Below are 24,146 nucleotides of genomic sequence, written 5' to 3'. Positions count from 1 at the left end.
GCCTCCGGGGCGACCCGGGTTGCGCGGCGGCAGGCGCTGCCTATACTCGATCCTGGGCGCGCCGTTGCGCGCCCAGGGATCCCGCCCCGAAAGGAGCCGCCGCCATGACCATCCGCCTCGGCAATGCCGATCTCGTCCTGATCCTCGCACTCGCGCTGGGTGGCGCGCTGCTGCTGGCGCTGCGGTTCCGGCCGAAGACGTGGCGCGGCCTCGTGTTCGAGGCGCTGCTGGCGAATCTGGCGGCTGTCGCCGCCGTCATCACGGTCGAGGCGCTGCTGGCCTGAACCGGCCGGCGGCCCGGCCTTCAGGCGGTCAGTCGCGCGCGCTGCGCGCCATAGGCAGGGGCGACCGAATCGATCGCATCCAGCGCCTCGTCGACGGACGGCATCGCGCCGGGCTCGCCGATCGACAACGCGTTCGGCGCACCGCCGATCCCGCAATGGTGGCGCGACGTCGCGACGAAAATCATCACGGTCGGCCGCCGCAGCGCATGCGCCATATGGACGAACCCCGTATCGACCCCCACCACCAGCGCGGCCCGGCCGAGCGCCGCACCAAGTTCGCGCACCGTCATCGCCGGTAACACAATCGCGCCCGGCGCGCGCGCGGCGATGTCCTGCGCATCGTCACGCTCGGCGCTCGATCCCCACGGCAACAGCACCCGCACACCACTCGCCATCATCTGCGTGGCCAGCGCGGCCCAATGGTCGGCCGGCCATTTCTTGTCGGGATTCGACGTCGCATGGAACAGCAGCATGAACGGTCCGCCGTCGGTCACGGCCGGCGGCAGGTTCGCGTCCTGCGGCGGAACGATGCCGTATGACGCGATGCCTTCGGGCCGGTAGCCGAGCGCCTCGCCGGCGCTCACGCGCATCCCGTGCCACGCGTCGCAATCCGGCCGCGGGCCGAAACGATGCGAATACGCGAAGCGCGCGCCCGCTTCGCCGAGATCCTGCGTCTGGTAGCCGACACGGCGCGCGGCGCGTGCCAGCGCCGAGATGATCGCGCTCTTGTAGACCCCGTGCAGATCGATGACCGCATCGTAGCGATGCGCGCGCAACGCGCCGATCGACGCCGAGATCGCCTTCAGGTCGCCGACGTTCCGCAGCTTCTTGAAGCGACGCAGCGGCGCGCACAGCACGGCACTCACGCCCGGATGCCAGCGCACGACCTCGGCACACGATTCGTCCACGGCCCAGTCGACCGCCACGCCGGGAAAGGCACGATGCAGGTCCGCGACGACAGGGAGCGTCTGGACGACGTCGCCGAGCGACGTCACTTTCACGATGAGGATGCGTTTCACGTTTGCGGGGAAGAGCCAGCCATTTGGGGATGCTAACGACGGATGCCCGTCGCGGACATTACTTCCTGATTACATTTGCAACGAAATGCTACAACCTTGCAAAACATTGTCACCCGACTGCGCGGCCCCGGTTCTTTCTATAATCGATCCTTTGCCTGATGGCCCCGCCGATGCCACGCCCCGCGCTTCCCGCCCTGTTTCCCGCCCTCACCCGCCGCTCGCTGCGAATCTGGCGCCAGTACGGCGTCTTCTGGCTCGGCGCGATCGTCGTCGGGCTGGCAGCCGTACTTTACGCGCGGCTGATCGACTGGGGCTACGAGTCCTTCCGCGCGATGCGCGAGCACGCCGCATGGTTGCCGCTGCTGTTGACGCCCGCGATCGCCGCCGCGTCGGTATGGCTCACGCGCCGGTTCTTCCGTGGCGCCGAAGGCAGCGGCATCCCGCAGGTGATCGCGACGCTGCATGCGCGCCCGAGCGCGTTCGGCGCCCGGCTGCTGACGCTGCGCATCCTGTTCGGCAAGGTGCTGATTTCGTTCCTGGGCATCCTGGGCGGCTTCACGATCGGCCGCGAGGGGCCGACCGTGCAGGTCGGCGCGGCGCTGATGTTCAACCTGCGGCGCTTCTACCCGCGCTCGAACGCGCAGATCGAACGTCAGCTCGTGCTGGCCGGCGCGGCGGCCGGGCTGTCGGCCGCGTTCAATACGCCGCTCGCCGGGATCGTGTTCGCGATCGAGGAGCTGACGCGCAGCTTCTCCGCGCGCGCCAGCGGCGTGCTGATCACCGCGATCATCCTCGCCGGCGTCGTCGCGCTCGGCCTGAACGGCAACTACACGTACTTCGGCACGATCGACACGGGCCTCCACTTTCCGAAGCTGCTGGCGGTCGCGGTGCTGGTCACCGCGATCGTCACGGGCATCGCCGGCGGCTTGTTCTGCTGGCTGCTGCTGAACACGGGGCGCTGGCTGCCCGCGCGGCTGCTGGGCCTGTATCGCGAGCGGCCGATCACGTTCGCCGCGCTGTGCGGCTTCGCGATCGCCGTCGTCGGCCTGGTGTCGGGCGGCACGACCTTCGGCAGCGGCTACGCCGAGGCGCGCGGCCTGCTCGACGGCAGCCAGCACCTGTCCGTGTTCTATCCGTTCCTGAAGATGATCTCGATGGTCGCGTCGTACCTGCCGGGCATCCCGGGCGGGATCTTCGCGCCGTCGCTGTCGATCGGCGCCGGGTTCGGCAACCTGCTGCACGTCGTGTTCAACAACATGAGCCTGCCGATGCTGATCGCGCTCGCGATGGTCGGCTATCTGGCGGCCGTCACGCAGTCGCCGATCACGTCGTTCGTGATCGTGATGGAAATGATCAACGGCCATGCGCTCGTGATTTCGCTGATGGCGACCGCGCTGGTGTCGAGCCGGGTCTCGCGCTTTTTCGCGCCGCCGCTCTACGAAACGCTCGCGCAGCGTTATCTCGCGCCGCCCGCGGCGGCCACCGCACCCACCGCGGCATCGACAGCGAGCACGGCGGCTGCGACCGGCGTGACCGAGCCGCAGGACGCCGCTGCCGCGCCCGCCGATCCGCTCGACACGTTGCGCGACGAAGACGGCGACGAGGCTGTCGCTGCGACGCCGGGCGCCCCCACGGCGCACGCGCCGGCTCCGGATGGCACCGAACCGGCCGCGCCCGGCGCGAGTGGCCCCGCGCAGCCGGGCCCGCGCGACGCTCAGTAGATCACGACCGGTGCGGGCCGGTAGTAGACAGGCCGCGCCGGCACGACGACGCACCCGGCCAGCGTGATCGCGACGAGCGCGACGGCGATGACGGTTCTTTTCATCACGCGCCTCCGTCACGCCCAGTGGCCACGGGTCCAGAACCAGTTCGGACCGCGCTGGTCCCAGTGGCCCGGCACCCATTGCATGCCGACGCGCTCGGCTTCCCAGTGGCCGCCGATCCACACGTAGCGGCCATGGTCCCAGTGCCAGTGCCCGCGCTCCCACACGTAGCCCACGCGCGCGGTCGGCACGACCTCGTAGCGCACGGGCGGCGGCGCATTCGGCGCAACGACGACGATCTCCTCGGTGCGCACGGCAACCGGCTCGGCGACGACCACACGGCCCTGCGGCGCGATCACGGGTGTGCCGACGAGAATCTCGTCCGCCTGCGCGGCAAACGGCGCGACGACGGCTGACAGGCCCGCGGCAAACAGCGCGAGCGAAACGATACGACGTTGAACAGATGAGACAGCCATCACAACCTCCTGGTTGAACAAATAACGCGAGCGTATTCGTTCAATGCGGGAGGGGCGGTTACGGCCGACAGGCGCCGTGTTACGGCGTGCCCGAAAGTGCAACAGGGCGTAAGACGCGCACGACGGCGGGGGCCGCCGTGCGGAGGGACACCGGCAAGCGTCAGGCTTGCGGGATCTCGATCTTCACTTCGAGGACTTCGAGGTCGTCCTGGCGCTCGAGGCTCACGCGGATGTCATCGTTCGAAATATGGACGTACTTCGAGATGACGGCGACGAGTTCCTTCTGCAGCGCCGGCAGGTAATCGGCCGGCGGCCGGCCGCCGACCCGCTCGTGCGCGATGATGAGCTGCAAGCGCTCCTTCGCGACCGATGCGGACTTCTTCTTCTCGCCGAGGAGAAACGAAAGGATGGACATGGGCGGCCTCCGTTACTTGCTGCCGAAGAGGCGCTGCAGCAGGCCCGGCTTCTGGTAGTCGGTGAAGCGCAGCGGCTTGTCCTCGCCGAGGAAGCGAGAGACGACGTCCTTGTACGCTTCGGCGACGTCGGTGCCGTCGATATGCACGGCCGGCAGACCCTGGTTCGACGCGTGCAGCACGGCTTCCGACTCGGGCACCACGCCGATCAGCTTGATGCGCAGGATCTCGCTGATGTCCTCGAGCGACAGCATCTCGCCTTCGCTCACGCGCTTCGGGCTGTAGCGCGTGATCAGCAGGTGTTCCTTGATCGGCTCCTTGCCTTCGGTCGCGCGCTTCGTCTTCGACGACAGGATGCCCAGAATGCGGTCGGAGTCGCGCACCGACGACACTTCCGGGTTCGTGACGATCAGCGCCTCGTCCGCGAAGTACATCGCGTGCAGCGCGCCGGCCTCGATACCGGCCGGCGAATCGCAGACGATGTATTCGAAATCCATCGCGACGAGGTCGTTCAGCACCTTCTCGACGCCGTCGCGCGTCAGCGCATCCTTGTCGCGCGTCTGCGACGCCGGCAGGATGAACAGGTTCTCGCACTTCTTGTCCTTGATCAGCGCCTGGTTCAGGTTCGCTTCGCCCTGGATCACGTTCACGAGGTCATACACGACGCGCCGCTCGCAGCCCATGATGAGATCGAGGTTGCGCAGGCCGACGTCGAAGTCGATCACGGCCGTCTTGTGGCCGCGCAGCGCGAGACCGGACGCAAAGCTCGCGCTCGTCGTCGTCTTGCCCACGCCGCCCTTGCCCGAGGTCACCACGATGATTTTTGCCATTTACCCAATACCCTGTGTTCGTCAATGAGAGCCGATCGATCCGGAGCGTGCCGCGTGAATTTACGTCAGGCGCAGCGGTTCGATCATCAGTTTTTCCTCTTCGAGCCGGATCTGCACCGATTTGCCCAGTACGTCGGCGGGCAGCGGGTTCTCGGTTGTTCGATAGATACCCGCGATCGAAATCAGTTCCGGTTCGAGACACGTGCAGAAAATGCGCGCGTCGTGATTGCCGTGCACGCCCGCGAGTGCGCGGCCGCGCAACGGCGCGTAGATGTGGATATTGCCTTCCGCGATGATCTCCGCGCCGTGACTGACCGGCGCGAGCACCACGAGGTCTCCTTTCGCGTAAATCTGCTGCCCCGAACGCAACGGCCGGTCGATCACGAGCGTCTGGCCGCCCGGCTGATTCGATGCCGGCGCCTGCTCCGACGCCGGTTCGGGCGTCGCCGCGGCGGCCGCGGCGACGACGGCCTCGGCGATCGGCGACGGTTCCGCGCCCTCGGCCGGCTTGGCGGCCGGCACGCGGCGATCGCGCGCCTCGAGCAGCGGCAGGCCGGCTTCCCCCGCCCAAGCCTGCGTGGCCAGTGCGACCACGCCCACCGGGCGCATCCGCACGTCGTTCAGCATCTGCCGGATGTCCGCGAGCGCGACGCGTTCGCCGTCAGCCAGGCGGCGGACGTCGATCGCGACGACATCGTCGGCGAAAAACTCGGGAGTCGCTTCGAAGCGCTTGACCAGTTCGGCACGCAACGCATCGAGATCGGTCGTCTTCACGGTGAACAGCAACGTATCGACCGATCCGCTGCGCAGCTCGAAGAATGGCGATTTTTTAAGCGACATGGACACTCTGCAAAAATTTTTTGCGTATTTTACAGGCGTCCACGCGTGCGGCCATTATTTTTGGGACTCGGGGTGGCGGCGGCCCGGGCGGGCAAGCGACCGGCAGGGTGACAGGCAAGCGGACGGCGGAGCCCTCATCGCGCCGCGCGGCCCGCGTTTCGACGGGGCGTCAGTGCTTCACCTGCGACACGAACAGCGATTTCATCGCGCCCGGCATCCGCGCGACCGGCGCATGTTCACCGGTGTTGCCGAAACCCGCGCGCTCGTAAAAACGGATCGCGTTGCGGTTCGCATCGGCGATCCATGCATAGACTTCGCTCGCGCCGCGCTCGGCGAGCCAGGCGGTAGCCGTCTCCAGCAGCAGCACGCCGCCGCGCAGGTGGCGCACCGCATGCGCGACCCACAGTTCGCTGACGAACGCGCGCCGATCGGGCGTGTTGTCGAAATACGCGCCGATCATGCCGGCCGGATGGCCTTCGGTGTACAGCAGGAAAGTCGTCGACTCGTCGGACACGGCGCGCAGCGCGGCAATCGCCGACGCCGCGTCCGTTTCGACAGTCAGCAATTCGGCCTCCGGCGCTTCGCCCGGCGCATAGGGCTCACGCAGCGATGCGGCGCGGAGTTCGCGATACACGCCGCCCTGGTCGGCAACGATACGACGAACGGTCAAGGTCGAACTCATGCAGGCACAGCCCCCTTCGGACAGCAAGCTATTAGCTTCAACCGAAAGCGGGGCATGAGTCAAATCGTTATTTTCAAATGACGGCGCGGATCGAAAGGCAACAGGTGTCACCCGCGGCGACATGAGCCGACCGGTGTGCAGGTGCAGCATCGGCATGCCGATGCGCATCGACGGACAACCGTCGACGCTTCGCCGCTCGACGTCTCGCCCGGTTCGCCTTGCAATGCGCGGCAGTCGCGTTTCGAAGTGCACCGCCCGTCATGCTCGCCATCGTAATGTTGCGTAATACGAGCAACCCAAAACGTGTTCCGACCTGGCCCGCGTCCCTTCGTTTATTGCGACGCAACATTTGTTGCAGGCAAGCAGGATCGATGTGCGCGCACGCCACACCTCCCGATTCGTCTGACCAGCGCGCGGGATGCGTCGGCCGATCCGGTCTCCACCGGATGTTTCAATCAGCGCGTGCCGGCCCTTTCGGGCGCGACTCGCGCGCGGCCCTCCGTTTGGAGTCGCACGCCTAGCGCCGGTGTTTGGCAAGCGCGCGCACGGGTCGTATAACAGGCAGAACCGGGCAACGATCCGGTGGCGCCGCGCGTGTCGCGGGCCGACGAGGATTCGAACAACCGTGCATGCGGCCGCCCATCGGGCCCGCTGACTGGAGGGAGACAATGGCAATGACCGACGGATCGGCCGCGAGCTGGTCGGATGGCAAGCGTTACCTGTGGCTGCTGGGCGCACTGACGATCACGCTGCCGATCCTCGCCGCGCAGCTCGCGCTGTCGACGGGCCTTCACGTGTTCTGGTGGTTCGGCCCGCTGTTCGCGTTCGGCGTGATTCCGGTCCTCGACACGCTGATCGGCGACGATCGCGACAACCCGCCCGAGGCCGTCGTGCCGCACCTCGAACGCGAGCGCTATTACCGGTTCATCGTCTATCTGGCGACTTGCGTCGAATACGTCGCGTTCTTCATGTGCGTACGGATCGTCGGCACGCACGCGCTCGCGTGGTACGACTACGTCGGCTTCGCGCTGTCGCTCGGCGCCGCGACGGGCATCTCGATCAATACCGCGCACGAGCTCGGGCACAAGACCGACCGCTTCGAACGCTGGCTCGCGAAGATCACGCTCGCGCCGGTCGCGTACGGCCACTTCTATGTCGAGCACAACCGCGGCCACCACGTGCGCGTCGCGACGGCCGAGGATCCGGCGAGCGCGCGCTACGGAGAGTCGTTCTGGGCATTCCTGCCGCGCACCGTGACCGGCAGCATCCGCTCGGCATGGCGGCTCGAGAAGGCGCGCCTCGAACGGCTCGGGCGGTCGCCGTGGACCTGGCGCAACGAGGTGCTGCACGCGTGGGCGATGACGGTCGTCGTGTGGGGCATCGCGATCGCGATGGCCGGCAAGGTCGTGATCCCGTTCCTCGTGATCCAGGCCGTCTACGGCGCCTCGCTGCTCGAAGTCGTGAACTACGTCGAGCACTACGGGCTCGGCCGCCGCAAGCTGCCGAGCGGCCGCTACGAACGCTGCACGCCGCAGCATTCGTGGAACAGCAATCACGTCGTGACCAACCTGTTCCTGTACCAGTTGCAGCGGCACGCCGACCATCACGCGAACCCGACGCGCTCGTACCAGGCGCTGCGCCACTTCGACGATTCGCCGCAACTGCCGGCCGGCTACGCGACGATGATCCTGTTCGCGTACGTGCCGCCGCTCTGGTATCGCGTGATGAATCCGCGCGTCGTCGCGCACTACGGCGGCGACATGGCGCGATCGAACATCAAGCCGTCGATCCGCGACCGGGTGCTGGCGCAGTATCCGGCCGCGGCGTGATATCGGCCGGGGACGGCGCCGCGGCCGTCATTGCATGGCCGCGGACCCAAAACGAAAAACCCCTTGATCCTTTCGGATCAAGGGGCTTCGTATTTTGGCGGAGAGGGTGGGATTCGAACCCACGGTACGGGGAAACCGTACGCCTGATTTCGAGTCAGGTACATTCGACCACTCTGCCACCTCTCCTTCCTTACTGCATTTCGCGTTTGGTCATTTCCGCGAAAGAAAAGATTATAAAACGATCTCTTCTTGGCTGACAAGCCCTTTGTGCAAAATTTTTTGCGAGGGCTTCGCAGGCCTGCGTTACGACGCCTGTGCCGGCGCGTCGATGCGCGCCATGCCGCCCATGTACGGACGCAGCACGTCCGGTACCGTGACCGAACCGTCCGCGTTCTGGTAGTTCTCCAGTACCGCGACGAGCGTGCGGCCGACGGCGAGACCCGAACCGTTCAGCGTATGCACGAGCTCCGGCTTGCCCTGCGCGTTGCGGAAACGCGCCTGCATCCGGCGCGCCTGGAACGCCTCGGTGTTCGAGCAGCTCGAGATCTCGCGATAGGTGTTCTGCGCGGGCAGCCACACTTCGAGGTCGAACGTCTTCGCGGCCGAAAAGCCCATGTCGCCCGTGCACAGCGTGATCACACGGTACGGCAGGCCGAGTTTCTGCAGGATCGCTTCCGCGTGGCCGACCATCTCGTCGAGCGCCGCGTACGACGTTTCCGGCGCGACGACCTGCACCATCTCGACCTTGTCGAACTGGTGCTGGCGGATCATCCCGCGCGTGTCGCGGCCGTACGAACCGGCTTCCGAGCGGAAGCACGGCGAATGCGCGGTCAGCTTGATCGGCAGCGCGGACGCGTCGACGATCGACTCGCGCACGGTGTTCGTCAGCGAGATCTCCGACGTGGAGATCAGGTATTGCGTGACCGTGTTCTCGGCGCCGCCCTTCTCGACGCGGAACATGTCGTCCGCGAACTTCGGCAGCTGGCCCGTGCCGTAGAGGATCTCCGGGTTCACGATGTACGGCGTGTACGTCTCGGTATAACCGTGCTGCTGCGTGTGCGTGTCGATCATGAACTGCGCGAGCGCGCGGTGCAGGCGCGCGATCGGACCGCGCAGCATCGTGAAGCGCGCGCCGGCGAGCTTCGCGCCCGTCTCGAAATCGAGGCCGAGCGGCGTGCCGACATCGACGTGATCCTTCACCTCGAAATCGAACTGGCGCGGCGCGCCCCAGCGGCGCACCTCGACGTTATCGGCTTCGTCCTTGCCGACCGGCACGCTTTCGTGCGCGACGTTCGGCATGCCCAGCATCAGGTCGGACAGGCGCGCCTGGATGTCGCCGAGCCTGGCTTCCGACGCCTTCATGTCGTCGCCGATCCCGCCGACCTCGGCCATCACGGCCGACGTGTCCTCGCCCTTCCCCTTCATCGCGCCGATCTGCTTCGACAGGCTGTTGCGGCGCGCCTGGAGCTCTTCGGTGTGGGTCTGGATCGCGCGGCGTTCCGCTTCGAGTGCGGAAAACGCGGCGACGTCGAGGGTGTAGCCGCGATCGGCGAGGCGCTTCGCGACGCCGTCGAGGTCTTTGCGCAGCAACTGGATGTCGAGCATGGGAGGACTTGGAAAATCGTTGTGTAAGACGGGAATTCTAACGCACCGCGCGGCCGCCACGGCACCGGCCGAACGGACAATGCGCCAAACGGGCGGCGGCCATGGCAACATGGCCTTGCCGCCCCGTAGGCCGGCGGCCGGCGAATCGCGGTATGCCCGACCGTTGCGGATCGCAAAACCGCGGCGCCGGCGGACGGCAACCGATCGGGCGAAGCACCCGGCTTCGCCTCACCGCACCCCAGGGGACCCGATGACCATCGAACTCGACAAGGATGTCCGCGACCGCGCAATCGCGTCGCTGCAACGCTATTTCACGGAAAACATGGACGAGCCGATCGGCAACATCCAGGCCGGCGCGCTGCTGCACTTCTTCGTCGAGGAAATCGCACCGGCGATCTACAACCTCGCGATCGCCGATGCGCAGGAACGCCTGCACGCGCGCGTCGCCGAGCTCGACATCGAATGCCACGAGGAGCCGTTCGAATACTGGAAGAAACAGCAGCCGGGCCGCAAGCGCTGACGCAACGGCGGCGGCGGCGGCGGCCGAACCGGCCCGCGCAACGCGCGGTCAGTCCTTCTTGCCGGCCTCGCGGTCGAGTTCGCGCAGCCACGCGAGCTTGTCGGCGATCTTCGATTCGAGCCCGCGCGGCACCGGCTGGTACCAGCGCGGCTCGCGCATCCCGTCCGGCAGGTAGGTCTCGCCGGCCGCATACGCATTCGGCTCGTCGTGCGCGTAACGGTACGCGTGGCCGTAGCCGAGTTCCTTCATCAGCTTGGTCGGCGCGTTGCGCAGATGCACGGGCACCTCGCGCGACTTGTCCTGCTTCACGAACGCCATCGCCTGGTTGAACGCGTTGTAGCCGGCGTTGCTCTTCGCCGCGCACGCGAGATAGATCACCGCCTGCCCGAGCGCGAGTTCGCCTTCCGGCGAGCCGAGCCGCTCGTAGGTTTCGGCCGCGTCGTTCGCCACCTGCAGCGCGCGCGGATCGGCGAGCCCGATGTCTTCCCATGCCATCCGCACGATGCGTCGCGCGAGATACTTCGGGTCGGCGCCGCCGTCGATCATCCGGCAGAACCAGTACAACGCGCCGTCCGGGCTCGACCCGCGCACCGACTTGTGCAGCGCCGAGATCTGGTCGTAGAAGTTGTCGCCGCCCTTGTCGAAGCGCCGTGCGTTCAGCGTCATCGCGCTGCTGACGAAATCGGCGTCGATCGTCGCGACACCAGCCGACGTCGCCGCCGTCTGCGCCTGTTCGAGCAGGTTCAGGAAGCGGCGCGCATCGCCGTCCGCATAACCGACCAGCGTATCGATCGCCTTGTCGTCGAACGCGAGGCCGTCGAGCGCGATTTCCTGCGCGCGCTTCAGCAACTGCCGCATCTCGTCGTCGTTCAGCGACTTCAGCACGTACACCTGCGCACGCGACAGCAATGCCGAGTTGACCTCGAAGCTCGGGTTCTCGGTGGTCGCGCCGATGAAGGTCACGAGACCCGACTCGACGAACGGCAGCAGCGCATCCTGCTGCCCCTTGTTGAAGCGGTGGATCTCGTCGACGAACAGGATCGTATGGCGGCCGGTGCGGTTCAGCGTGTCCTTCGCCTGCTCCATCGACTCGCGGATGTCCTTCACGCCGCCGAGCACGGCCGACAGCGCGATGAACTCGCAGTCGAACGCGAGCGCGGTGAGGCGCGCGAGCGTCGTCTTGCCGACGCCGGGCGGCCCCCACAGGATCATCGAATGCGGCTTGCCCGATTCGAACGCGAGCCGCAGCGGCTTGCCTTCGCCCAGCAAATGCGTCTGGCCGATCACCTCGGCGAGCGTCTTCGGCCGCAGCGCCTCGGCGAGCGGGCGGCGCGGCTCGACTTGAAACAGGTCGGACATGAACCCTCGCTCCACATCAAACGATGGCGGCCGAACCGGCCGCCGGACCCGACATTATGACAGCCGCGCGACGGCGCCGCCGCGCCCGGTGCCCACTCCCGATGCCCGATGCCCGCAGGCGGAAACGACACGGGCCCGCCGTCGCCGGCGGGCCCGTTGCGAAAACGCGGCGCGCGGCGCCGGTCAGCCGGTGATCACGTCTGCGCCCTTCGGCACCACGAACTTGAACGTATCGCCCTTCAGCGGCGGGTTCGTCTGGATGTTCGTAAACGTCAGCAGCGTGACGTTGCCGAACACGTCGTGCAGTTCCATCGCGGCGAGCGTGCCGTTCCGGAAACCGATGCCGATCCGCTGGAACTGCGTGTCCTGCGCCTTCGGCAGCATCTCGAGCCACTCGATGCCGCCCTTCTCGCCGGCATCGCGCAGCGTGTAGTTCTTGTCGAGATCGTTGCTGCCGAACAGGATCGCGGCAGGGCTCGCGCCCAGCGCGCCGTTCAGCTTGCGCTCGGTGACCTGGTTCAGGTCGCGGTCGAACACGTACAGCTTGTCGCCGTCGGCCTGCAGCACCTGCTGGTACGGCTTCTGGTACGTCCAGATGAACTTGCCCGGCCGCGCGAACACGAACGTGCCGCTCGAATTGTCGGTGGGCTTCGGCACGGCCTGCGCGGCGCTCGCGCCCTTGGCCGGCGCCTTGACGATCTGCTGCGTGAAATCGCCTTTCGCCGAACGCACCTGCGACACGAAGGCCTTCAGTTGCTCGGTGCCGCCCGCGAACGCGTGCGTCGCCGCGAGCATCAGCGATGCGCCGGCAAGCGCCGCGCCGAGCCAGCGCCGCGTCGAACGAAGGGACATTGCGAACGAAAGTTGCTGCATATTGCGGTTTTCTCCGTGGGTGGCCGGCGCGGCGGGCGCCGCGGACTCATTCCGCGTCGCGCGCCGGCACAAGAATTTCGCGGTTGCCGCTCGACGACATCGCCGACACGAGCCCCGATTGTTCCATCTGCTCGAGCAGGCGAGCCGCGCGGTTGTAGCCGATCCGCAGATGACGCTGCACGAGCGAGATCGACGCGCGGCGGTTCTTGATGACGATCTCGACCGCCTGGTCGTACAGCGGATCAGACTCGCCGCCGCCTTCGCCGGTTCCCGCGCCGGCCGAACCCTCGTCGCCGTCGGCGGTGCCGCCTTCGAGCAGGCCCTCGACGTAGTTCGGCTCGCCCTGCTCCTTGAGCTTCTCGACGACGCGATGCACTTCGTCGTCGGCGACGAACGCGCCGTGCACGCGCACCGGCAGCCCGCTGCCGGGCGGCAGGTACAGCATGTCGCCCATCCCGAGCAGCGATTCGGCGCCCATCTGGTCGAGAATCGTGCGCGAGTCGATCTTCGACGACACCTGGAACGCGATCCGCGTCGGCACGTTCGCCTTGATCAGGCCCGTGATCACGTCGACGGACGGACGCTGCGTCGCGAGGATCAGGTGGATGCCGGCCGCGCGCGCCTTCTGCGCGATCCGCGCGATCAGTTCCTCGACCTTCTTGCCGACCACCATCATCAGGTCGGCCAGCTCGTCGATCACGACGACGATGTTCGGCAGGCGGCCGAGCGGTTCGGGATCCTCGGGCGTCAGGCTGAACGGATTCGGGAGCTTCTCCTCGCGCTTCGCCGCCTCGTCGATCTTGTTGTTGTAGCCGGCGAGGTTGCGCACGCCGAGCTTGCTCATCAGCTTGTAGCGGCGCTCCATCTCCGCGACCGTCCAGTTCAGCGCGTGGCCGGCCTGGCGCATGTCGGTGACGACCGGGCACAGCAGGTGCGGAATGCCTTCGTAGACGCTCATTTCGAGCATCTTCGGATCGATCAGGATCAGGCGCACCTGCTCGGCGGTGGCCTTGTACAGCAGCGACAGGATCATCGCGTTGATCCCGACCGACTTGCCCGAACCCGTCGTGCCGGCCACCAGCAGGTGCGGCATCTTCGCGAGATCCGCGCACACCGGCTTGCCGCCGATGTCCTTGCCGAGGCTCAGCGTCAGCGCCGACGGGGCGGCCGCATACACCTCGGAACCGATGATCTCGGACAGGTGAACGGTCTGGCGGCGCTGGTTCGGCAGCTCGAGCGCCATGTAGTTCTTGCCGGGAATCGTCTCGACGACGCGGATCGACACGAGCGACAGCGAGCGCGCGAGATCCTTCGCGAGATTGACGATCTGGCTGCCCTTCACGCCGGTGGCCGGCTCGATCTCGTAGCGCGTGACGACCGGGCCCGGATACGCGGCGACGACGCTCGCCTCGACGCCGAAATCCTTCAGCTTCTTCTCGATCAGGCGCGACGTGAATTCGAGCGTATCGGCGGAAATCGCTTCCTGCGTCTTCGGCGCGGGATCGAGCAGCGACACCGGCGGCAGCGTCGAGTCGCCCGGCAGGTCGGTGAACAGCGGCACCTGGCGCTCGCGCTCGACGCGCTCGGACTTCGCCGGCGTGACGACCGGCGGCACGATCGTCACCGGCTCGTGATCCTCGATGCGCACGCGCTCCTCTTCGACCTTGCCCTCGCGGCGCACGGCCGCGGCCTCGCCGAGCTTGCGGTCGCGTTCGGCCTCGCGGCGCAGCTTCGCGACGTTGACGGCGGACAGGATCGCGCCGCCGACGCGCTCGGCGACCGACAGCCACGAGAAGCGGAAATACAGCGACAGGCCGATCGCCAGCGCGATCAGCAGCAGCAGCGTGCCGCCGGTGAAGCCGAACGCGTGCGACATCGCACCCGCGACGGCTTCGCCGACGACACCGCCCGGCGCGCGCGGCAACTGCACCTTCAGCGACCACATGCGCAGCGCCTCGATGCCGTCGCACGCGAGCACGACCAGCACGAACGCAAAGATTTCGGTGAGCCAGCCGATCGGCCGCTCGGGTTCGTCGGGAATCGCCTCGTGGCGCGTGATGCGGCGGTAGTTGACGGCAATGCGCCGCCCGAGCGGCACGATCAGCCAGTAGGCGGACAGGCCGAACAGCAGCAGGATGATGTCGGCCGTCCACGCGCCGACGCGGCCGGCCCAGTTCGAGATGTGATCGACCTGGGCGGCGTGCGTCCAGCTCGGATCGCGCCGGCTGTAGCTCAGCAGGGCCATCACCAGAAAGGCGCAGAGCGCGACCTGGAGAATCCAGCGGATCTCCGTGAGGAGCTTCGACATCCGGTGCGGCAACGCCTGTGCCTGGGCGGAATAAGGAGCTTTTGCCATGAATCCGTATAAAGAGGACGGGCCGTGCGCCCGCCTGTCGTTCGATCCCGCTTATTGTAAACGCTGCACCGTGCCGCCAAGTGTAAATGACGGTTACATAACGGGGACGGGATGCCGAAGCGGCCGCCCGCGCACGCTTGGGGCGGGGCGGGCGTGCCAGCCCCAAGCGTGCGGCAACCGGCCGCCTCGGGCCCGCCGGACGCCCGTTGCCGCCGTGCCGGCACCGCCGGGCCGCCCCGACACGCTATCGCGGCGATTGAAACTCTCGTTCGGCAACGCAGCAACGGGGCCTTTATAATGCGCGTCTGATACCCATCTATGACGGCATCCCGGTCAACCCGGATCGTACGGCGAGCCCTACCCCGCCCGCCGCGGCCGCCTTTTACGGATTCGCACATGTCCACGCCCAAACACGCCAAAGTCCTGATTCTCGGTTCCGGCCCCGCCGGCTACACGGCCGCCGTCTACGCGGCTCGCGCCAACCTGTCCCCGGTGCTGATCACCGGCATCGCACAGGGCGGCCAGCTGATGACCACGACCGACGTCGAAAACTGGCCGGCCGACGCGAAAGGCGTGCAGGGTCCGGAGCTGATGGCGCGCTTCCTCGAGCACGCCGAGCGCTTCAACACCGAAATCGTCTTCGACCACATCCACACCGCGAAGCTGCACGAGCAGCCGATCCGCCTGATCGGCGACTCGGGCGAATACACGTGCGACTCGCTGATCATCGCGACCGGCGCGTCCGCCCAGTATCTCGGCTTGCCGTCCGAGGAATCGTTCATGGGCAAGGGCGTGTCGGCCTGCGCGACCTGCGACGGCTTCTTCTATCGCGGCCAGGAAGTCGCGGTGATCGGCGGCGGCAACACGGCCGTCGAGGAAGCGCTCTACCTGACGGGTATCGCGAAGAAGGTGACCGTGATCCACCGCCGCGACAAGTTCCGCGCGGAGCCGATCCTGATCGACCGTCTGCTGGAAAAGCAGAAGGAAGGCGTCGTCGACATCAAGTGGGATCACGTGCTCGACGAAGTGACGGGCGAGGATTCGGGCGTCACGGGCCTGCGCATCAAGAACGTGAAGACCGGCGCGACGGAAGACCTCGCCGTGCAGGGCGTGTTCGTCGCGATCGGCCACAAGCCGAACACCGACCTGTTCCAGGGTCAGCTCGAGATGAAGGACGGCTACATCCTGACGAAGAGCGGCCTGCACGGCAACGCGACGTCGACGAGCGTCCCCGGCGTGTTCGCCGCGGGCGACGTGCAGGACAACGTGTATCGCCAGGCGATCACGAGCGCGGGCACGGGCTGCATGGCCGCGCTCGACGCGCAGCGTTACCTCGAAAGCCTGCACGACAAGAAGTAAGCCGCGAGCCTTGCCGCGCCGGGCGCTACAATGGCGTCCGCTGCCGCGAAGCGGGCCCGACCGGAAAGCCGCTGCCGCCGTGCAGCGGCTTTTTTTTGCCCGCGCGCCCGAACGCGCCTGCCCTGTTACCGAATCATGGCGAAGAACCAGCCCCATCCGAGCGATCCCGCGAAGCGGAAGATCGCTGCCCGTCCCGCGAACCCCGCGCCGGCCGCCCCGCCGCCCGCGCCCGATCCGGCCGCGCTGCGCGGCCAGGGCCTCGCGGGCCTCGGCGCATTGCGCCAGTCGCTGCAAGGCGAAGCCGATCGCCGCGAACGCGCGCGCGTCGAAACCGCGAAGGCCGAGCGCAAGGCGGAAGCCGACGCGAACCTGTTCCGCAACGAAATCGGCGCGATCCGGCCGCTGAACGCGCCGCCGCGCGCGTCGTCGGGCCGCACGCCGCCCGACCCGGTGCCGAAGCAGACGCAGCGCGACGAGGAAGCCGTGCTGAACGCGACACTGTCCGACGAATTCGATCCCGAGACGCTGCTCGACAGCGACGACTCGCTGTATTACCACCGCCCCGGCATCAGCCGCGACGTCGTGCGCAAGCTGAGAAGCGGCGCGTGGATCGTGCAGGCGCAGATCGACCTGCACGGGATGCGGCGCGACGAGGCGCGCGACGCGCTCGCCGAATTCATCCGCGAAGCCGGCAAGAAGGGGCTGCGCTGCCTGCGCGTGATCCACGGCAAGGGGCTCGGCTCGATCGGCAAGGAACCCGTGCTGAAGGGCAAGGTGCGTGCGTGGCTCGTGCAGAAGGAAGAAGTGATCGCGTTCTGCGAGGCACGCGGCAACGACGGCGGCGCAGGCGCGGTGCTCGTGCTGCTGCAGCCGCATGCGGCGCCGGCCGAGCGGGGGCCGCGTGCCGCATCCTAGGCTGACGCTCGCGATCGCGGTACTGGAGGCGATCGCCACGCTGGCCTTCGCGATTTCGGGCTTCATCGAGGCGCGCAAGAACCGCCTCGACTCGGTCGGCACGTTCGTCGTCGCGCTCGCGACCGCGTTCGGCGGCGGCACGCTGCGCGACATCCTGCTCGAGCGCCGGCCGTTCTACTGGGTCGTGCACGACGACTACGTGATCGCGATCTTCGTGCTCGCGCTGTTCGCGCCGTTCGTGCTGCGGATGCTGTCGCGACTGTCGGCCGAACGGCTGCTGCTGATCGCCGACGCGATCGGGCTCGGCATCTTCAGCATCTCGGGCACGGCGATCGCGCTCGACGCCGAGATGCCGCGCTTCATCGCGGTGATGATGGGCGTGATCACCGGTGTGGTCGGCGGGATCGTGCGCGACGTGCTGTGCAACGACATCCCGCTGATCCTGCGCGATTCGCGGCCGTACGCGACCTGCGCGTTCGTCGGCTGCTGGTTCTACCTGCTGCTCGTGTGGCTGCAGTTCGACTCGGTGTACAGCGTGCTGCTCGCGACCGGCTTCATCCTCGTCGCGCGGCTCGCGACGTTCAAGTTCGACGTGCGGCTGCCGCACTGATCGCGCCGCCCGCGGCCGCGTCGGCCGCATCGTCCAGACAAAAGGGGCCGTTCGACACGGCCCCTTTCCCTTTCGCGCGGCACTGCCGCCGCGTCACGCGATCCGCTCTTCCGACGCCGGATCGAACAGCACGGCCTTCGACACGTCGAACAGCAGCGACTGCGTCTGCCCCGGCTGCGGGTTCGCGGCCGGATGCACGCGGCTCACGATCCGCTTGCCGTTCACCTGCGCGAACACGTGCGTGTCCGGCCCGGTCGGCTCGGTCACGTCGACGCGCACGTCGATCGGCTGCAGCGTCGACGCCTCGCCGTGGTGCGCGTTGCGCGCGTCGGTGATGCGCTCCGGACGCAGGCCGAGGATCACCTCGCGGCCGACGTGGCCGTTCATCCGCTTCGCATCGAACGGCAGGTTCAGCGCGCTGCGCGCGAGGCCCGTGTCGATCTCGAGCGCGATCCCGCTGCCCTGCTCGACCAGCTTGCCGTTGATGAAGTTCATCGGCGGCGCGCCGATGAAGCCGGCGACGAACAGGTTCGACGGCGAATCGTAGATCTCCTGCGGCGCGCCGAACTGCTGGACCACGCCGTCCTTCATCACCGCGATCCGGTCGCCGAGCGTCATCGCCTCGATCTGGTCGTGCGTCACGTAGACGATCGTCGTGCCGAGGCGCTGGTGCAGCAGCTTGATTTCCGCGCGCATCTCGATGCGCAGCTTCGCGTCGAGGTTCGACAGCGGCTCGTCGAACAGGAACAGCGACGGATCGCGCGCGAGCGCGCGGCCCATCGCGACGCGCTGGCGCTGGCCGCCCGACAGCTGGCCCGGCTTGCGGTCGAGCAGGTGCTGGATCTGCAGCATCTGCGACACGCGGTCGACGATCTGCTGCTGCTCGCTCTTCGGCACCTTGCGGATGTTCAGGCCGAACGAGATGTTCTCGCGCACCGTCATCGACGGATACAGCGCGTACGACTGGAACACCATCGCGATGTCGCGATCCTTCGGCGACAGGTCGTTGACGACCTTGCCGTCGATGCAGATCTCGCCGCTCGTGACGGTCTCGAGCCCGGCGATCATGTTGAGCAGCGTCGACTTCCCGCAGCCCGACCCGCCGACCAGGATCAGGAACTGACCGTCCTCGATCTCGATGTCGACACCCTTCAGGACCGGCACCCCGTTCGGGTAGGTCTTGTACACGTCACGGATGGAAAGGCTTGCCATGCTGTGAATCCTCTGTCTCGTCTCGCGCGGCGCCCTCGGGCGCCGCGTCGGGTTCGTTTCGATGCGCCGCGCGTCGTGCGCGGCCGGTTCGTCGTATCGGAAAAAGCCGCGCTTACCCCTTCACCGCGCCCGCCGTCAGCCCGCGCACGAAATAGCGGCCGGCGACGATGTAGACGAGCAGCGTCGGCAGCGCGGCGATGATCGCGCCGGCCATGTCGACGTTGTATTCCTTCACGCCCGTCGACGTGTTGACGAGGTTGTTCAGCGCCACCGTGATCGGCATCGAATCGACGCCGGAGAACACGATCCCGAACAGGAAGTCGTTCCAGATCTGCGTGAACTGCCAGATCAGGCACACCATGAAGATCGGCAGCGACACCGGCAGGAGGATCTTCGTGAAGATCGTGAAGAAGCCCGCGCCGTCGATGCGCGCGGCCTTCACGAGCTCGGCCGGCACGCTCACGTAGAAGTTGCGGAAGAACATCGTCGTGAACGCGATCCCGTACACGACGTGCACGAACACCAGGCCCGGAATCGTGTTGGCAAGACCGAGCATCCCCTGCAGGCGCGCCATCGGCAGCAGGATCACCTGGAACGGGATGAAGCAGCCGACCAGCATCATCGTGAACAGCGCGTCCGCGCCGCGAAAGCGCCAGTGCGTGAGCACGTAGCCGTTGAACGCGCCGATCAGCGACGAGATCAGCACGGCCGGAATCACCATCTGCAGCGAGTTCAGGAAGAACGGCTTCATGCCGTCGCAGCGCACGCCGGTGCACGCGCCGCTCCACGCCTTCACCCACGGGTCGACCGTCCACGTGGTGGGCGGCGTCAGCAGGTTGCCGGTGCGTAGCTGGTCGAGATCCTTGAACGACGTCGACAGCATCACGTAGATCGGGAACAGGAAATACAGCGCGAACAGGATCAGTGCCGCATAGATCACTGCCCGGCTGATCGTCATCTTAGGCTGCATTGCGGGTGCTCCTCGATTCCATATACATCAGCGGCACCAGCACCGCGACCACGGTCGCGAGCATCATCACCGAGGACGCCGCGCCGAGCCCGAGCTGGCCGCGGTTGAACGAAAACGTGTACATGAACATGGCCGGCAGCGACGACGACGTGCCCGGCCCGCCCGCCGTCAGCGCGACGACGAGGTCGAAGGTCTTGATCGTGATGTGGCAGAGGATCAGCAGCACCGAGAAGAACACCGGGCGCATGCTCGGGATCACGATCTTGCGGTAGATGGTCGGCAGCGTCGCGCCGTCCACCTGCGCGGCCTTGAAGATCTCGCTGTCGACGCCGCGCAGCCCCGCCAGGAACAGCGCCATCACGAAGCCGGTCGACTGCCACACGGCCGCGATCACCACGCAGAAGATCGCCTTGTCCGGATCGTCGAGCCAGCCGAACGAGAAGCTCGTCCAGCCCCAGTCGTGCATCACCTTCTCGAGGCCGAGGCCCGGGTTCAGGATCCACTGCCACGCGGTGCCGGTGACGATGAACGACAGCGCCATCGGGTACAGGAAGATCGCGCGCAGCGCGCCTTCGTTGCGGATGCGCTGGTCGAGCAGGATCGCGAGGAACAGCCCGAGCGCGACGCAGATCGCGATGAACGGAATCCCGAACCAGCCGAGGTTCGCGGCGGAGGTCCACCACACGTCGTTCTGGAACAGGTCCGAGTAACGGCCGAAGCCGTCGAATTCGTAGTTCGGCAACAGCCGCGAGCGGGTCAGCGACAGATAGCCGGTAATCAGGATGAAGCCGTAGATGAACACCACGGCGATCGCGACGCTCGGCGCAAGCACGAGCTTCGGAATCCAGCGATCGGCGAAGGCCGACATCGGCGACGTACGCCGCGCGGCGGCAGCGCCGGATCCGTTTCCGCTAAGAGGGGCAGCCACTTGATTCGACTCCTGGAACGAGGGCGACGCAGGCCGGGCCGGCGCCGGTACGGCACGGGCCCGCGGGCGAGCCCGTTTGCTGCACTTGCAAAAACGCCCGGCCGACGAAGCGTTTCCGGCCGGGCGCCTGTCGCGCGTTACTTGACCTTCGCGGCCTTCGCGAGCGCGGCGACCGCGCTCTTCGAATCCTGCTGCGAGTTCATGAACTTCGTGACGACGTCGGTGATCGCGCCGGCGGTCGCGTCGCTTTGCGCCATGCCGTGCGCGAGCGACGGCACGAAGCCGCCCGACTTGATCGCGGTCTGCTCGTCGGCGTACGACTTCTTCGCGCAGTCGTCGAACTTGTCCATCTTCACGCCGAGGCGCACCGGCACCGAGCCCTTCAGCAGGCTGAACTGCTCCTGGAAGTCCGGCGTCATGATCGTCTTCGCGAGCGCGAGCTGGCCCGGCGTGGCGTTCTTCTCGCCCTTCTGCTGGAAGAACACGAACGAATCGACGTTGAACGTGTACGCGTTCGCCGTACCCGGCACCGCCGCGCAGATGTAGTCCTTGCCCGCCTTCTTGCCGGCGTTCTCGAACTCGCCCTTCGCCCAGTCGCCCATGAACTGCATGCCGGCCTTGCCGTTGATGACCATCGCGGTCGCGAGGTTCCAGTCGCGGCCGTTACGGCCCGTGTCGAAGTAGCCCTGGATCTTGCGCACCGTGTCGAACACGGACAGCATCTGCGGCGACGTCAGCGTCGCCTGGTCGAGGTCGACCAGCGCCTTCTTGTAGAACGCCGGGCCCTGCGACAGCACGACGTCTTCCCACAGCGTCAGGTCCTGCCACGGCTGGCCGCCCATCGCGACCGGCTGGATGCCCGCGGCCTTCAGCTTGTCGGCCACCGCGAAGAATTCGGGCCAGGTGGTCGGCACCTTCGCGCCGACCTTGTCGAGCGCGGCCTTGTTGATGTACAGCCAGTTCACGCGGTGCACCGAGAACGGCGCGGCGACGGTATGGCCCTTGTACTTGATGATCTTGTCGATTTCCGGCGGCAGGTTCTGCTTCCAGTCGCCGGCGGCGGAATCGATGTTGACGAGCACGCCCTGGTCGGCCCAGTCCTGGATCAGCGGGCCCTTGATCTGCGCGGCCGACGGTGCGTCGCCGCTGATCACCTTGGTCTTCAGCGCGGTCATCGCCGCGGCGCCGGCGCCGCCCGCGACCGCGAAGTCCTTCCACACGTAGCCCTGCTTCTGCAAGTCGTCCTTCAGCACGCCGACGGCCTTCGACTCGCCGCCCGAGGTCCACCAGTGCAGCACGGTTACATTCTCGGCTGCCTGCGCCGCCACGGCGCCAGCCATCAGACCCGCGGCGCAGAGCGCGCCCATGATCGAGCGAACTTTCATTACTTATCTCCTCCAGACTGAATCAACTCGTGAGGTTCCCTGACCGGGAACCGGCTTCTTGATAAACGACGGGGAAATCGAGCCGCGGGACGCATGCAGCGTACGGGCCGATGACCGGCCGGGCTCTTACAGAAAGCGTGAATCGAGATTCAACGGCGTGTCTCCTCTTTGTGTTTCTGGCCCGCCGCGATGATGCGACGCGAGCCCGGGGCCGACGGCGCGCGGACGATGCGCGCCGCCAATGTCCGATAACATTCGGCACAAGGCGCTCCCGAAGGCGAAGCTCGCGCAGTTCATCGACCGCACATCTTTTTTTCTTCACCCAGGTGCTACCCCTTGCGGCGGATTGTAGTTAAACTACAATTCAGTGTCAAAAATATTTTTATCGCACTACGGATCGCTTCCCAGCACCCCCAACACGGCGGAGACACATGCATACCGATTCCAGCTTTACCTTCGTCCTTTTCGGCGGCACCGGCGATCTGTCGATGCGCAAGATCCTGCCCGCGCTGTTCGAAGCGCACCGCGCGAACATGCTCGCGGAGAGCGGCCGGATCGTGGCCGTGGCGCGACACGAATCGGATCGGGCGGCCTATCTCGAATGGGTCGATACGCACGTGAAGCCGCATGCGGCAAAGGCCGCCGGCAACGCGCTCGACGAAGCCGCATGGAAGTCCTTCCTCGACCGCATCGAATACGTGAAGCTCGACCTCGGCCGCGCGGAAGACTACGTCGTGCTGCGCGACGCGATCTCGTCGCTGCCGGGCATCCGCGTGTTCTATCTCGCGACGGGCCCGTCGCTGTTCGTGCCGATCTGCAAGGCGCTCGCGTCGGTCGGCCTGAACGAAGGCGCACGCATCGTGCTCGAGAAACCGCTCGGCTACGACCTGAAATCGTCGAACGCGATCAACGACGCGGTCGGCGAGATCTTCGCGGAAGGCCAGATCTACCGGATCGACCACTACCTCGGCAAGGAGCCGGTGCAGAACCTGCTCGCGCTGCGTTTCGGCAATGCGCTGTTCGAGCCGCTGTGGCGCCGCGAATGGGTCGAGAGCATCCAGATCACGATCGCCGAGGAGCTCGGCGTCGAGGCGCGCGGCGATTTCTACGACAATACCGGCGCGCTGCGCGACATGGTGCAGAACCACCTGCTGCAGCTGCTGTCGATCGTCGCGATGGAGCCGCCGCATTCGATGGATTCCGACTCGGTGCGCGACGAGAAGCTGCGCGTGCTGCGCGCGCTCAAGCCGGTCGATCCGCGCGACATCGGCAAGGTGGCCGTGCGCGGCCAGTATCATGCGGGCGTGATCAAGGGCGCGCAGGTGCCGGCCTACGCGACCGAGCCGGGCGTGAAGCCCGACAGCCAGACCGAAACCTTCGTCGCGCTGAAGGTCGAGATCGAGAACTGGCGCTGGGCCGGCGTGCCGTTCTTCCTGCGCACCGGCAAGCGTCTGGCCGACCGCGTCGCGGAGATCGTCGTCAACTTCCGCCCGGTGCCGCACTCGGCGCTGGGCCCGACCGCGCTGCGTCCCGGCTCGAACCGCCTCGTGATCCGGCTGCAGCCGAACGAGACGATCCGCCTGTACTGCCTCGCGAAGCAGCCCGGCGAAGGGATGAACCTCGCGAGCGTGCACCTCGACCTCGCGTTCGACCAGTTCTTCAAGGAAGGGCAGATGGAGGCGTACCAGCGCCTGCTGCTCGACGTGATCAACGGCCGGCTCGCCCTGTTCGTGCGGCGCGACGAACAGGAGGCCGCATGGCGCTGGGTCGAGCCTATCCTGAACGAATGGGCACGCTCCCTGAAGCCGCCGAAGCCGTACGCGGCGGGTACGTGGGGGCCGGCCGCGTCGAGCGCGATGCTCGCGCAGCACGACACCTGCTGGCTCGAAGAAGAGAACTGATGCAAACCGTTGCCGGG

Annotated in this window: 22 protein-coding genes and 1 tRNA gene; 8 read left to right on the top strand and 15 right to left on the bottom strand. The window is 66.9% G+C overall.

Annotated elements, in window-relative coordinates; all coding sequences use genetic code 11:
• Positions 1–104: 104 nt before the first annotated feature.
• Entirely contained in the window at positions 105–284 is a 180-nt protein-coding gene (locus WJ12_RS04540) for a hypothetical protein (protein WP_034187359.1), read from the top strand.
• A gap of 20 nt (positions 285–304) precedes the next feature.
• On the opposite strand, the gene waaC is transcribed toward WJ12_RS04540, so the two are convergent.
• Positions 305–1,303 (bottom strand): lipopolysaccharide heptosyltransferase I, encoded by a 999-nt coding sequence (gene waaC / locus WJ12_RS04535; protein WP_059557144.1) that lies wholly within the window; start codon positions 1,301–1,303, stop codon positions 305–307.
• Between the two features lie 170 nt (positions 1,304–1,473).
• Here waaC and WJ12_RS04530 point away from each other — a divergent pair, with 170 nt between their 5' ends.
• Positions 1,474–3,024, top strand: a complete 1,551-nt coding sequence (locus tag WJ12_RS04530) for a chloride channel protein (RefSeq protein WP_059557357.1) — start codon at positions 1,474–1,476, stop codon at positions 3,022–3,024.
• 116 nt (positions 3,025–3,140) lie between these two features.
• Here the strand turns inward: WJ12_RS04530 and WJ12_RS04525 are convergent, their stop codons facing one another.
• From WJ12_RS04525 to WJ12_RS04505, 5 genes are all read right to left on the bottom strand, one after another.
• Entirely contained in the window at positions 3,141–3,542 is a 402-nt protein-coding gene (locus WJ12_RS04525; RefSeq protein WP_034187356.1) for a YXWGXW repeat-containing protein, read from the bottom strand.
• A 160-nt stretch (positions 3,543–3,702) separates the two neighbouring features.
• Entirely contained in the window at positions 3,703–3,957 is a 255-nt protein-coding gene (minE, locus tag WJ12_RS04520; RefSeq protein WP_006486661.1) for a cell division topological specificity factor MinE, read from the bottom strand.
• A gap of 12 nt (positions 3,958–3,969) precedes the next feature.
• The gene (minD, locus tag WJ12_RS04515; protein ID WP_006486674.1) at positions 3,970–4,785 is read right to left on the bottom strand and encodes a septum site-determining protein MinD; all 816 of its coding nucleotides are present in this window, start codon (positions 4,783–4,785) and stop codon (positions 3,970–3,972) included.
• 60 nt (positions 4,786–4,845) lie between these two features.
• On the bottom strand, positions 4,846–5,625 hold the full coding sequence (gene minC / locus WJ12_RS04510; protein WP_034187355.1) for a septum site-determining protein MinC: 780 nt from the start codon (positions 5,623–5,625) through the stop codon (positions 4,846–4,848).
• A 169-nt stretch (positions 5,626–5,794) separates the two neighbouring features.
• Positions 5,795–6,430, bottom strand: coding sequence for a GNAT family N-acetyltransferase (locus WJ12_RS04505; protein WP_226103946.1), 636 nt, complete (start codon positions 6,428–6,430; stop codon positions 5,795–5,797).
• Positions 6,431–6,975: 545 nt separating this feature from the next.
• Between WJ12_RS04505 and WJ12_RS04500 the strand changes: the two genes are divergently transcribed.
• Entirely contained in the window at positions 6,976–8,136 is a 1,161-nt protein-coding gene (locus tag WJ12_RS04500) for an alkane 1-monooxygenase (protein WP_059557147.1), read from the top strand.
• Between the two features lie 95 nt (positions 8,137–8,231).
• Here the strand turns inward: WJ12_RS04500 and WJ12_RS04495 are convergent.
• Positions 8,232–8,322 (bottom strand) — tRNA-Ser (locus WJ12_RS04495).
• Positions 8,323–8,439: 117 nt separating this feature from the next.
• Entirely contained in the window at positions 8,440–9,741 is a 1,302-nt protein-coding gene (gene serS, locus WJ12_RS04490; protein WP_034187352.1) for a serine--tRNA ligase, read from the bottom strand.
• A gap of 250 nt (positions 9,742–9,991) precedes the next feature.
• Here serS and WJ12_RS04485 point away from each other — a divergent pair, with 250 nt between their 5' ends.
• Positions 9,992–10,261 carry a DUF2164 domain-containing protein gene (locus WJ12_RS04485; protein ID WP_034187351.1) on the top strand — a complete coding sequence of 90 codons (270 nt, stop codon included), beginning with the start codon at positions 9,992–9,994 and terminating at the stop codon, positions 10,259–10,261.
• 48 nt (positions 10,262–10,309) lie between these two features.
• Here the strand turns inward: WJ12_RS04485 and WJ12_RS04480 are convergent, their stop codons facing one another.
• From WJ12_RS04480 to WJ12_RS04470, 3 genes are all read right to left on the bottom strand, one after another.
• Positions 10,310–11,620, bottom strand: a complete 1,311-nt coding sequence (locus tag WJ12_RS04480) for a replication-associated recombination protein A (RefSeq protein ID WP_034187350.1) — start codon at positions 11,618–11,620, stop codon at positions 10,310–10,312.
• A gap of 183 nt (positions 11,621–11,803) precedes the next feature.
• Positions 11,804–12,493 carry an outer membrane lipoprotein chaperone LolA gene (gene lolA, locus WJ12_RS04475; RefSeq protein ID WP_059557148.1) on the bottom strand — a complete coding sequence of 230 codons (690 nt, stop codon included), beginning with the start codon at positions 12,491–12,493 and terminating at the stop codon, positions 11,804–11,806.
• A 46-nt stretch (positions 12,494–12,539) separates the two neighbouring features.
• Positions 12,540–14,849, bottom strand: a complete 2,310-nt coding sequence (locus WJ12_RS04470) for a DNA translocase FtsK (protein WP_034187348.1) — start codon at positions 14,847–14,849, stop codon at positions 12,540–12,542.
• A gap of 396 nt (positions 14,850–15,245) precedes the next feature.
• Between WJ12_RS04470 and trxB the strand changes: the two genes are divergently transcribed.
• The 3 genes from trxB to WJ12_RS04455 all read left to right on the top strand — a co-directional run bounded on the left by trxB (position 15,246) and on the right by WJ12_RS04455 (position 17,733).
• A complete protein-coding gene (gene trxB / locus WJ12_RS04465) occupies positions 15,246–16,208 on the top strand; it encodes a thioredoxin-disulfide reductase (RefSeq protein WP_034187347.1) in 963 nt (320 codons plus the stop codon).
• A gap of 135 nt (positions 16,209–16,343) precedes the next feature.
• Positions 16,344–17,123, top strand: coding sequence for a Smr/MutS family protein (locus WJ12_RS04460; RefSeq protein WP_049030588.1), 780 nt, complete (start codon positions 16,344–16,346; stop codon positions 17,121–17,123).
• Positions 17,083–17,733 carry a trimeric intracellular cation channel family protein gene (locus WJ12_RS04455; protein WP_049030589.1) on the top strand — a complete coding sequence of 217 codons (651 nt, stop codon included), beginning with the start codon at positions 17,083–17,085 and terminating at the stop codon, positions 17,731–17,733. Before WJ12_RS04460 ends, WJ12_RS04455 begins: the two co-directional genes overlap by 41 nt.
• A 93-nt stretch (positions 17,734–17,826) precedes the next feature.
• On the opposite strand, the gene WJ12_RS04450 is transcribed toward WJ12_RS04455, so the two are convergent.
• The 4 genes from WJ12_RS04450 to WJ12_RS04435 all read right to left on the bottom strand — a co-directional run bounded on the left by WJ12_RS04450 (position 17,827) and on the right by WJ12_RS04435 (position 22,228).
• Positions 17,827–18,945: an ABC transporter ATP-binding protein gene (locus WJ12_RS04450; RefSeq protein ID WP_034187345.1), complete on the bottom strand. Its 1,119-nt coding sequence runs from the start codon at positions 18,943–18,945 to the stop codon at positions 17,827–17,829.
• A gap of 112 nt (positions 18,946–19,057) precedes the next feature.
• On the bottom strand, positions 19,058–19,915 hold the full coding sequence (locus tag WJ12_RS04445; protein ID WP_011544828.1) for a carbohydrate ABC transporter permease: 858 nt from the start codon (positions 19,913–19,915) through the stop codon (positions 19,058–19,060).
• Entirely contained in the window at positions 19,905–20,843 is a 939-nt protein-coding gene (locus WJ12_RS04440) for a carbohydrate ABC transporter permease (RefSeq protein ID WP_034187344.1), read from the bottom strand. The genes WJ12_RS04445 and WJ12_RS04440 overlap by 11 nt, the downstream gene beginning before the upstream one ends.
• Positions 20,844–20,980: 137 nt before the next feature.
• Positions 20,981–22,228, bottom strand: coding sequence for an ABC transporter substrate-binding protein (locus WJ12_RS04435; RefSeq protein ID WP_034187343.1), 1,248 nt, complete (start codon positions 22,226–22,228; stop codon positions 20,981–20,983).
• A gap of 431 nt (positions 22,229–22,659) precedes the next feature.
• On the opposite strand from WJ12_RS04435, the gene zwf reads away from it, so the two are divergent.
• Positions 22,660–24,129: a glucose-6-phosphate dehydrogenase gene (gene zwf, locus WJ12_RS04430; protein WP_034187342.1), complete on the top strand. Its 1,470-nt coding sequence runs from the start codon at positions 22,660–22,662 to the stop codon at positions 24,127–24,129.
• The last annotated feature ends 17 nt before the right edge of the window (positions 24,130–24,146 follow it).

The sequence above is a fragment of the Burkholderia seminalis genome (assembly GCF_001718535.1).
Taxonomy (GTDB): domain Bacteria; phylum Pseudomonadota; class Gammaproteobacteria; order Burkholderiales; family Burkholderiaceae; genus Burkholderia; species Burkholderia seminalis.
This window is presented reverse-complemented; position numbering and strand designations above follow the sequence as displayed.

What these genes read in the sequence shown, in the direction of transcription:
- WJ12_RS04480 (WP_034187350.1), bottom strand. Translation starts at nt 11,620, where the DNA reads ATGTCCGACCTGTTTCAAGTCGAGCCGCGCCGCCCGCTCGCCGAGGCG.
- lolA (WP_059557148.1), bottom strand. Translation starts at nt 12,493, where the DNA reads ATGCAGCAACTTTCGTTCGCAATGTCCCTTCGTTCGACGCGGCGCTGG.
- trxB (WP_034187347.1), top strand. Translation starts at nt 15,246, where the DNA reads ATGTCCACGCCCAAACACGCCAAAGTCCTGATTCTCGGTTCCGGCCCC.
- WJ12_RS04485 (WP_034187351.1), top strand. Translation starts at nt 9,992, where the DNA reads ATGACCATCGAACTCGACAAGGATGTCCGCGACCGCGCAATCGCGTCG.
- minD (WP_006486674.1), bottom strand. Translation starts at nt 4,785, where the DNA reads ATGGCAAAAATCATCGTGGTGACCTCGGGCAAGGGCGGCGTGGGCAAG.
- serS (WP_034187352.1), bottom strand. Translation starts at nt 9,741, where the DNA reads ATGCTCGACATCCAGTTGCTGCGCAAAGACCTCGACGGCGTCGCGAAG.
- WJ12_RS04540 (WP_034187359.1), top strand. Translation starts at nt 105, where the DNA reads ATGACCATCCGCCTCGGCAATGCCGATCTCGTCCTGATCCTCGCACTC.
- WJ12_RS04500 (WP_059557147.1), top strand. Translation starts at nt 6,976, where the DNA reads ATGGCAATGACCGACGGATCGGCCGCGAGCTGGTCGGATGGCAAGCGT.
- WJ12_RS04460 (WP_049030588.1), top strand. Translation starts at nt 16,344, where the DNA reads ATGGCGAAGAACCAGCCCCATCCGAGCGATCCCGCGAAGCGGAAGATC.
- WJ12_RS04505 (WP_226103946.1), bottom strand. Translation starts at nt 6,430, where the DNA reads ATGTCGCCGCGGGTGACACCTGTTGCCTTTCGATCCGCGCCGTCATTT.
- WJ12_RS04470 (WP_034187348.1), bottom strand. Translation starts at nt 14,849, where the DNA reads ATGGCAAAAGCTCCTTATTCCGCCCAGGCACAGGCGTTGCCGCACCGG.
- minE (WP_006486661.1), bottom strand. Translation starts at nt 3,957, where the DNA reads ATGTCCATCCTTTCGTTTCTCCTCGGCGAGAAGAAGAAGTCCGCATCG.
- WJ12_RS04525 (WP_034187356.1), bottom strand. Translation starts at nt 3,542, where the DNA reads ATGGCTGTCTCATCTGTTCAACGTCGTATCGTTTCGCTCGCGCTGTTT.
- WJ12_RS04455 (WP_049030589.1), top strand. Translation starts at nt 17,083, where the DNA reads ATGCGGCGCCGGCCGAGCGGGGGCCGCGTGCCGCATCCTAGGCTGACG.
- minC (WP_034187355.1), bottom strand. Translation starts at nt 5,625, where the DNA reads ATGTCGCTTAAAAAATCGCCATTCTTCGAGCTGCGCAGCGGATCGGTC.
- WJ12_RS04445 (WP_011544828.1), bottom strand. Translation starts at nt 19,915, where the DNA reads ATGCAGCCTAAGATGACGATCAGCCGGGCAGTGATCTATGCGGCACTG.
- WJ12_RS04530 (WP_059557357.1), top strand. Translation starts at nt 1,474, where the DNA reads ATGCCACGCCCCGCGCTTCCCGCCCTGTTTCCCGCCCTCACCCGCCGC.
- WJ12_RS04435 (WP_034187343.1), bottom strand. Translation starts at nt 22,228, where the DNA reads ATGAAAGTTCGCTCGATCATGGGCGCGCTCTGCGCCGCGGGTCTGATG.
- zwf (WP_034187342.1), top strand. Translation starts at nt 22,660, where the DNA reads ATGCATACCGATTCCAGCTTTACCTTCGTCCTTTTCGGCGGCACCGGC.
- WJ12_RS04450 (WP_034187345.1), bottom strand. Translation starts at nt 18,945, where the DNA reads ATGGCAAGCCTTTCCATCCGTGACGTGTACAAGACCTACCCGAACGGG.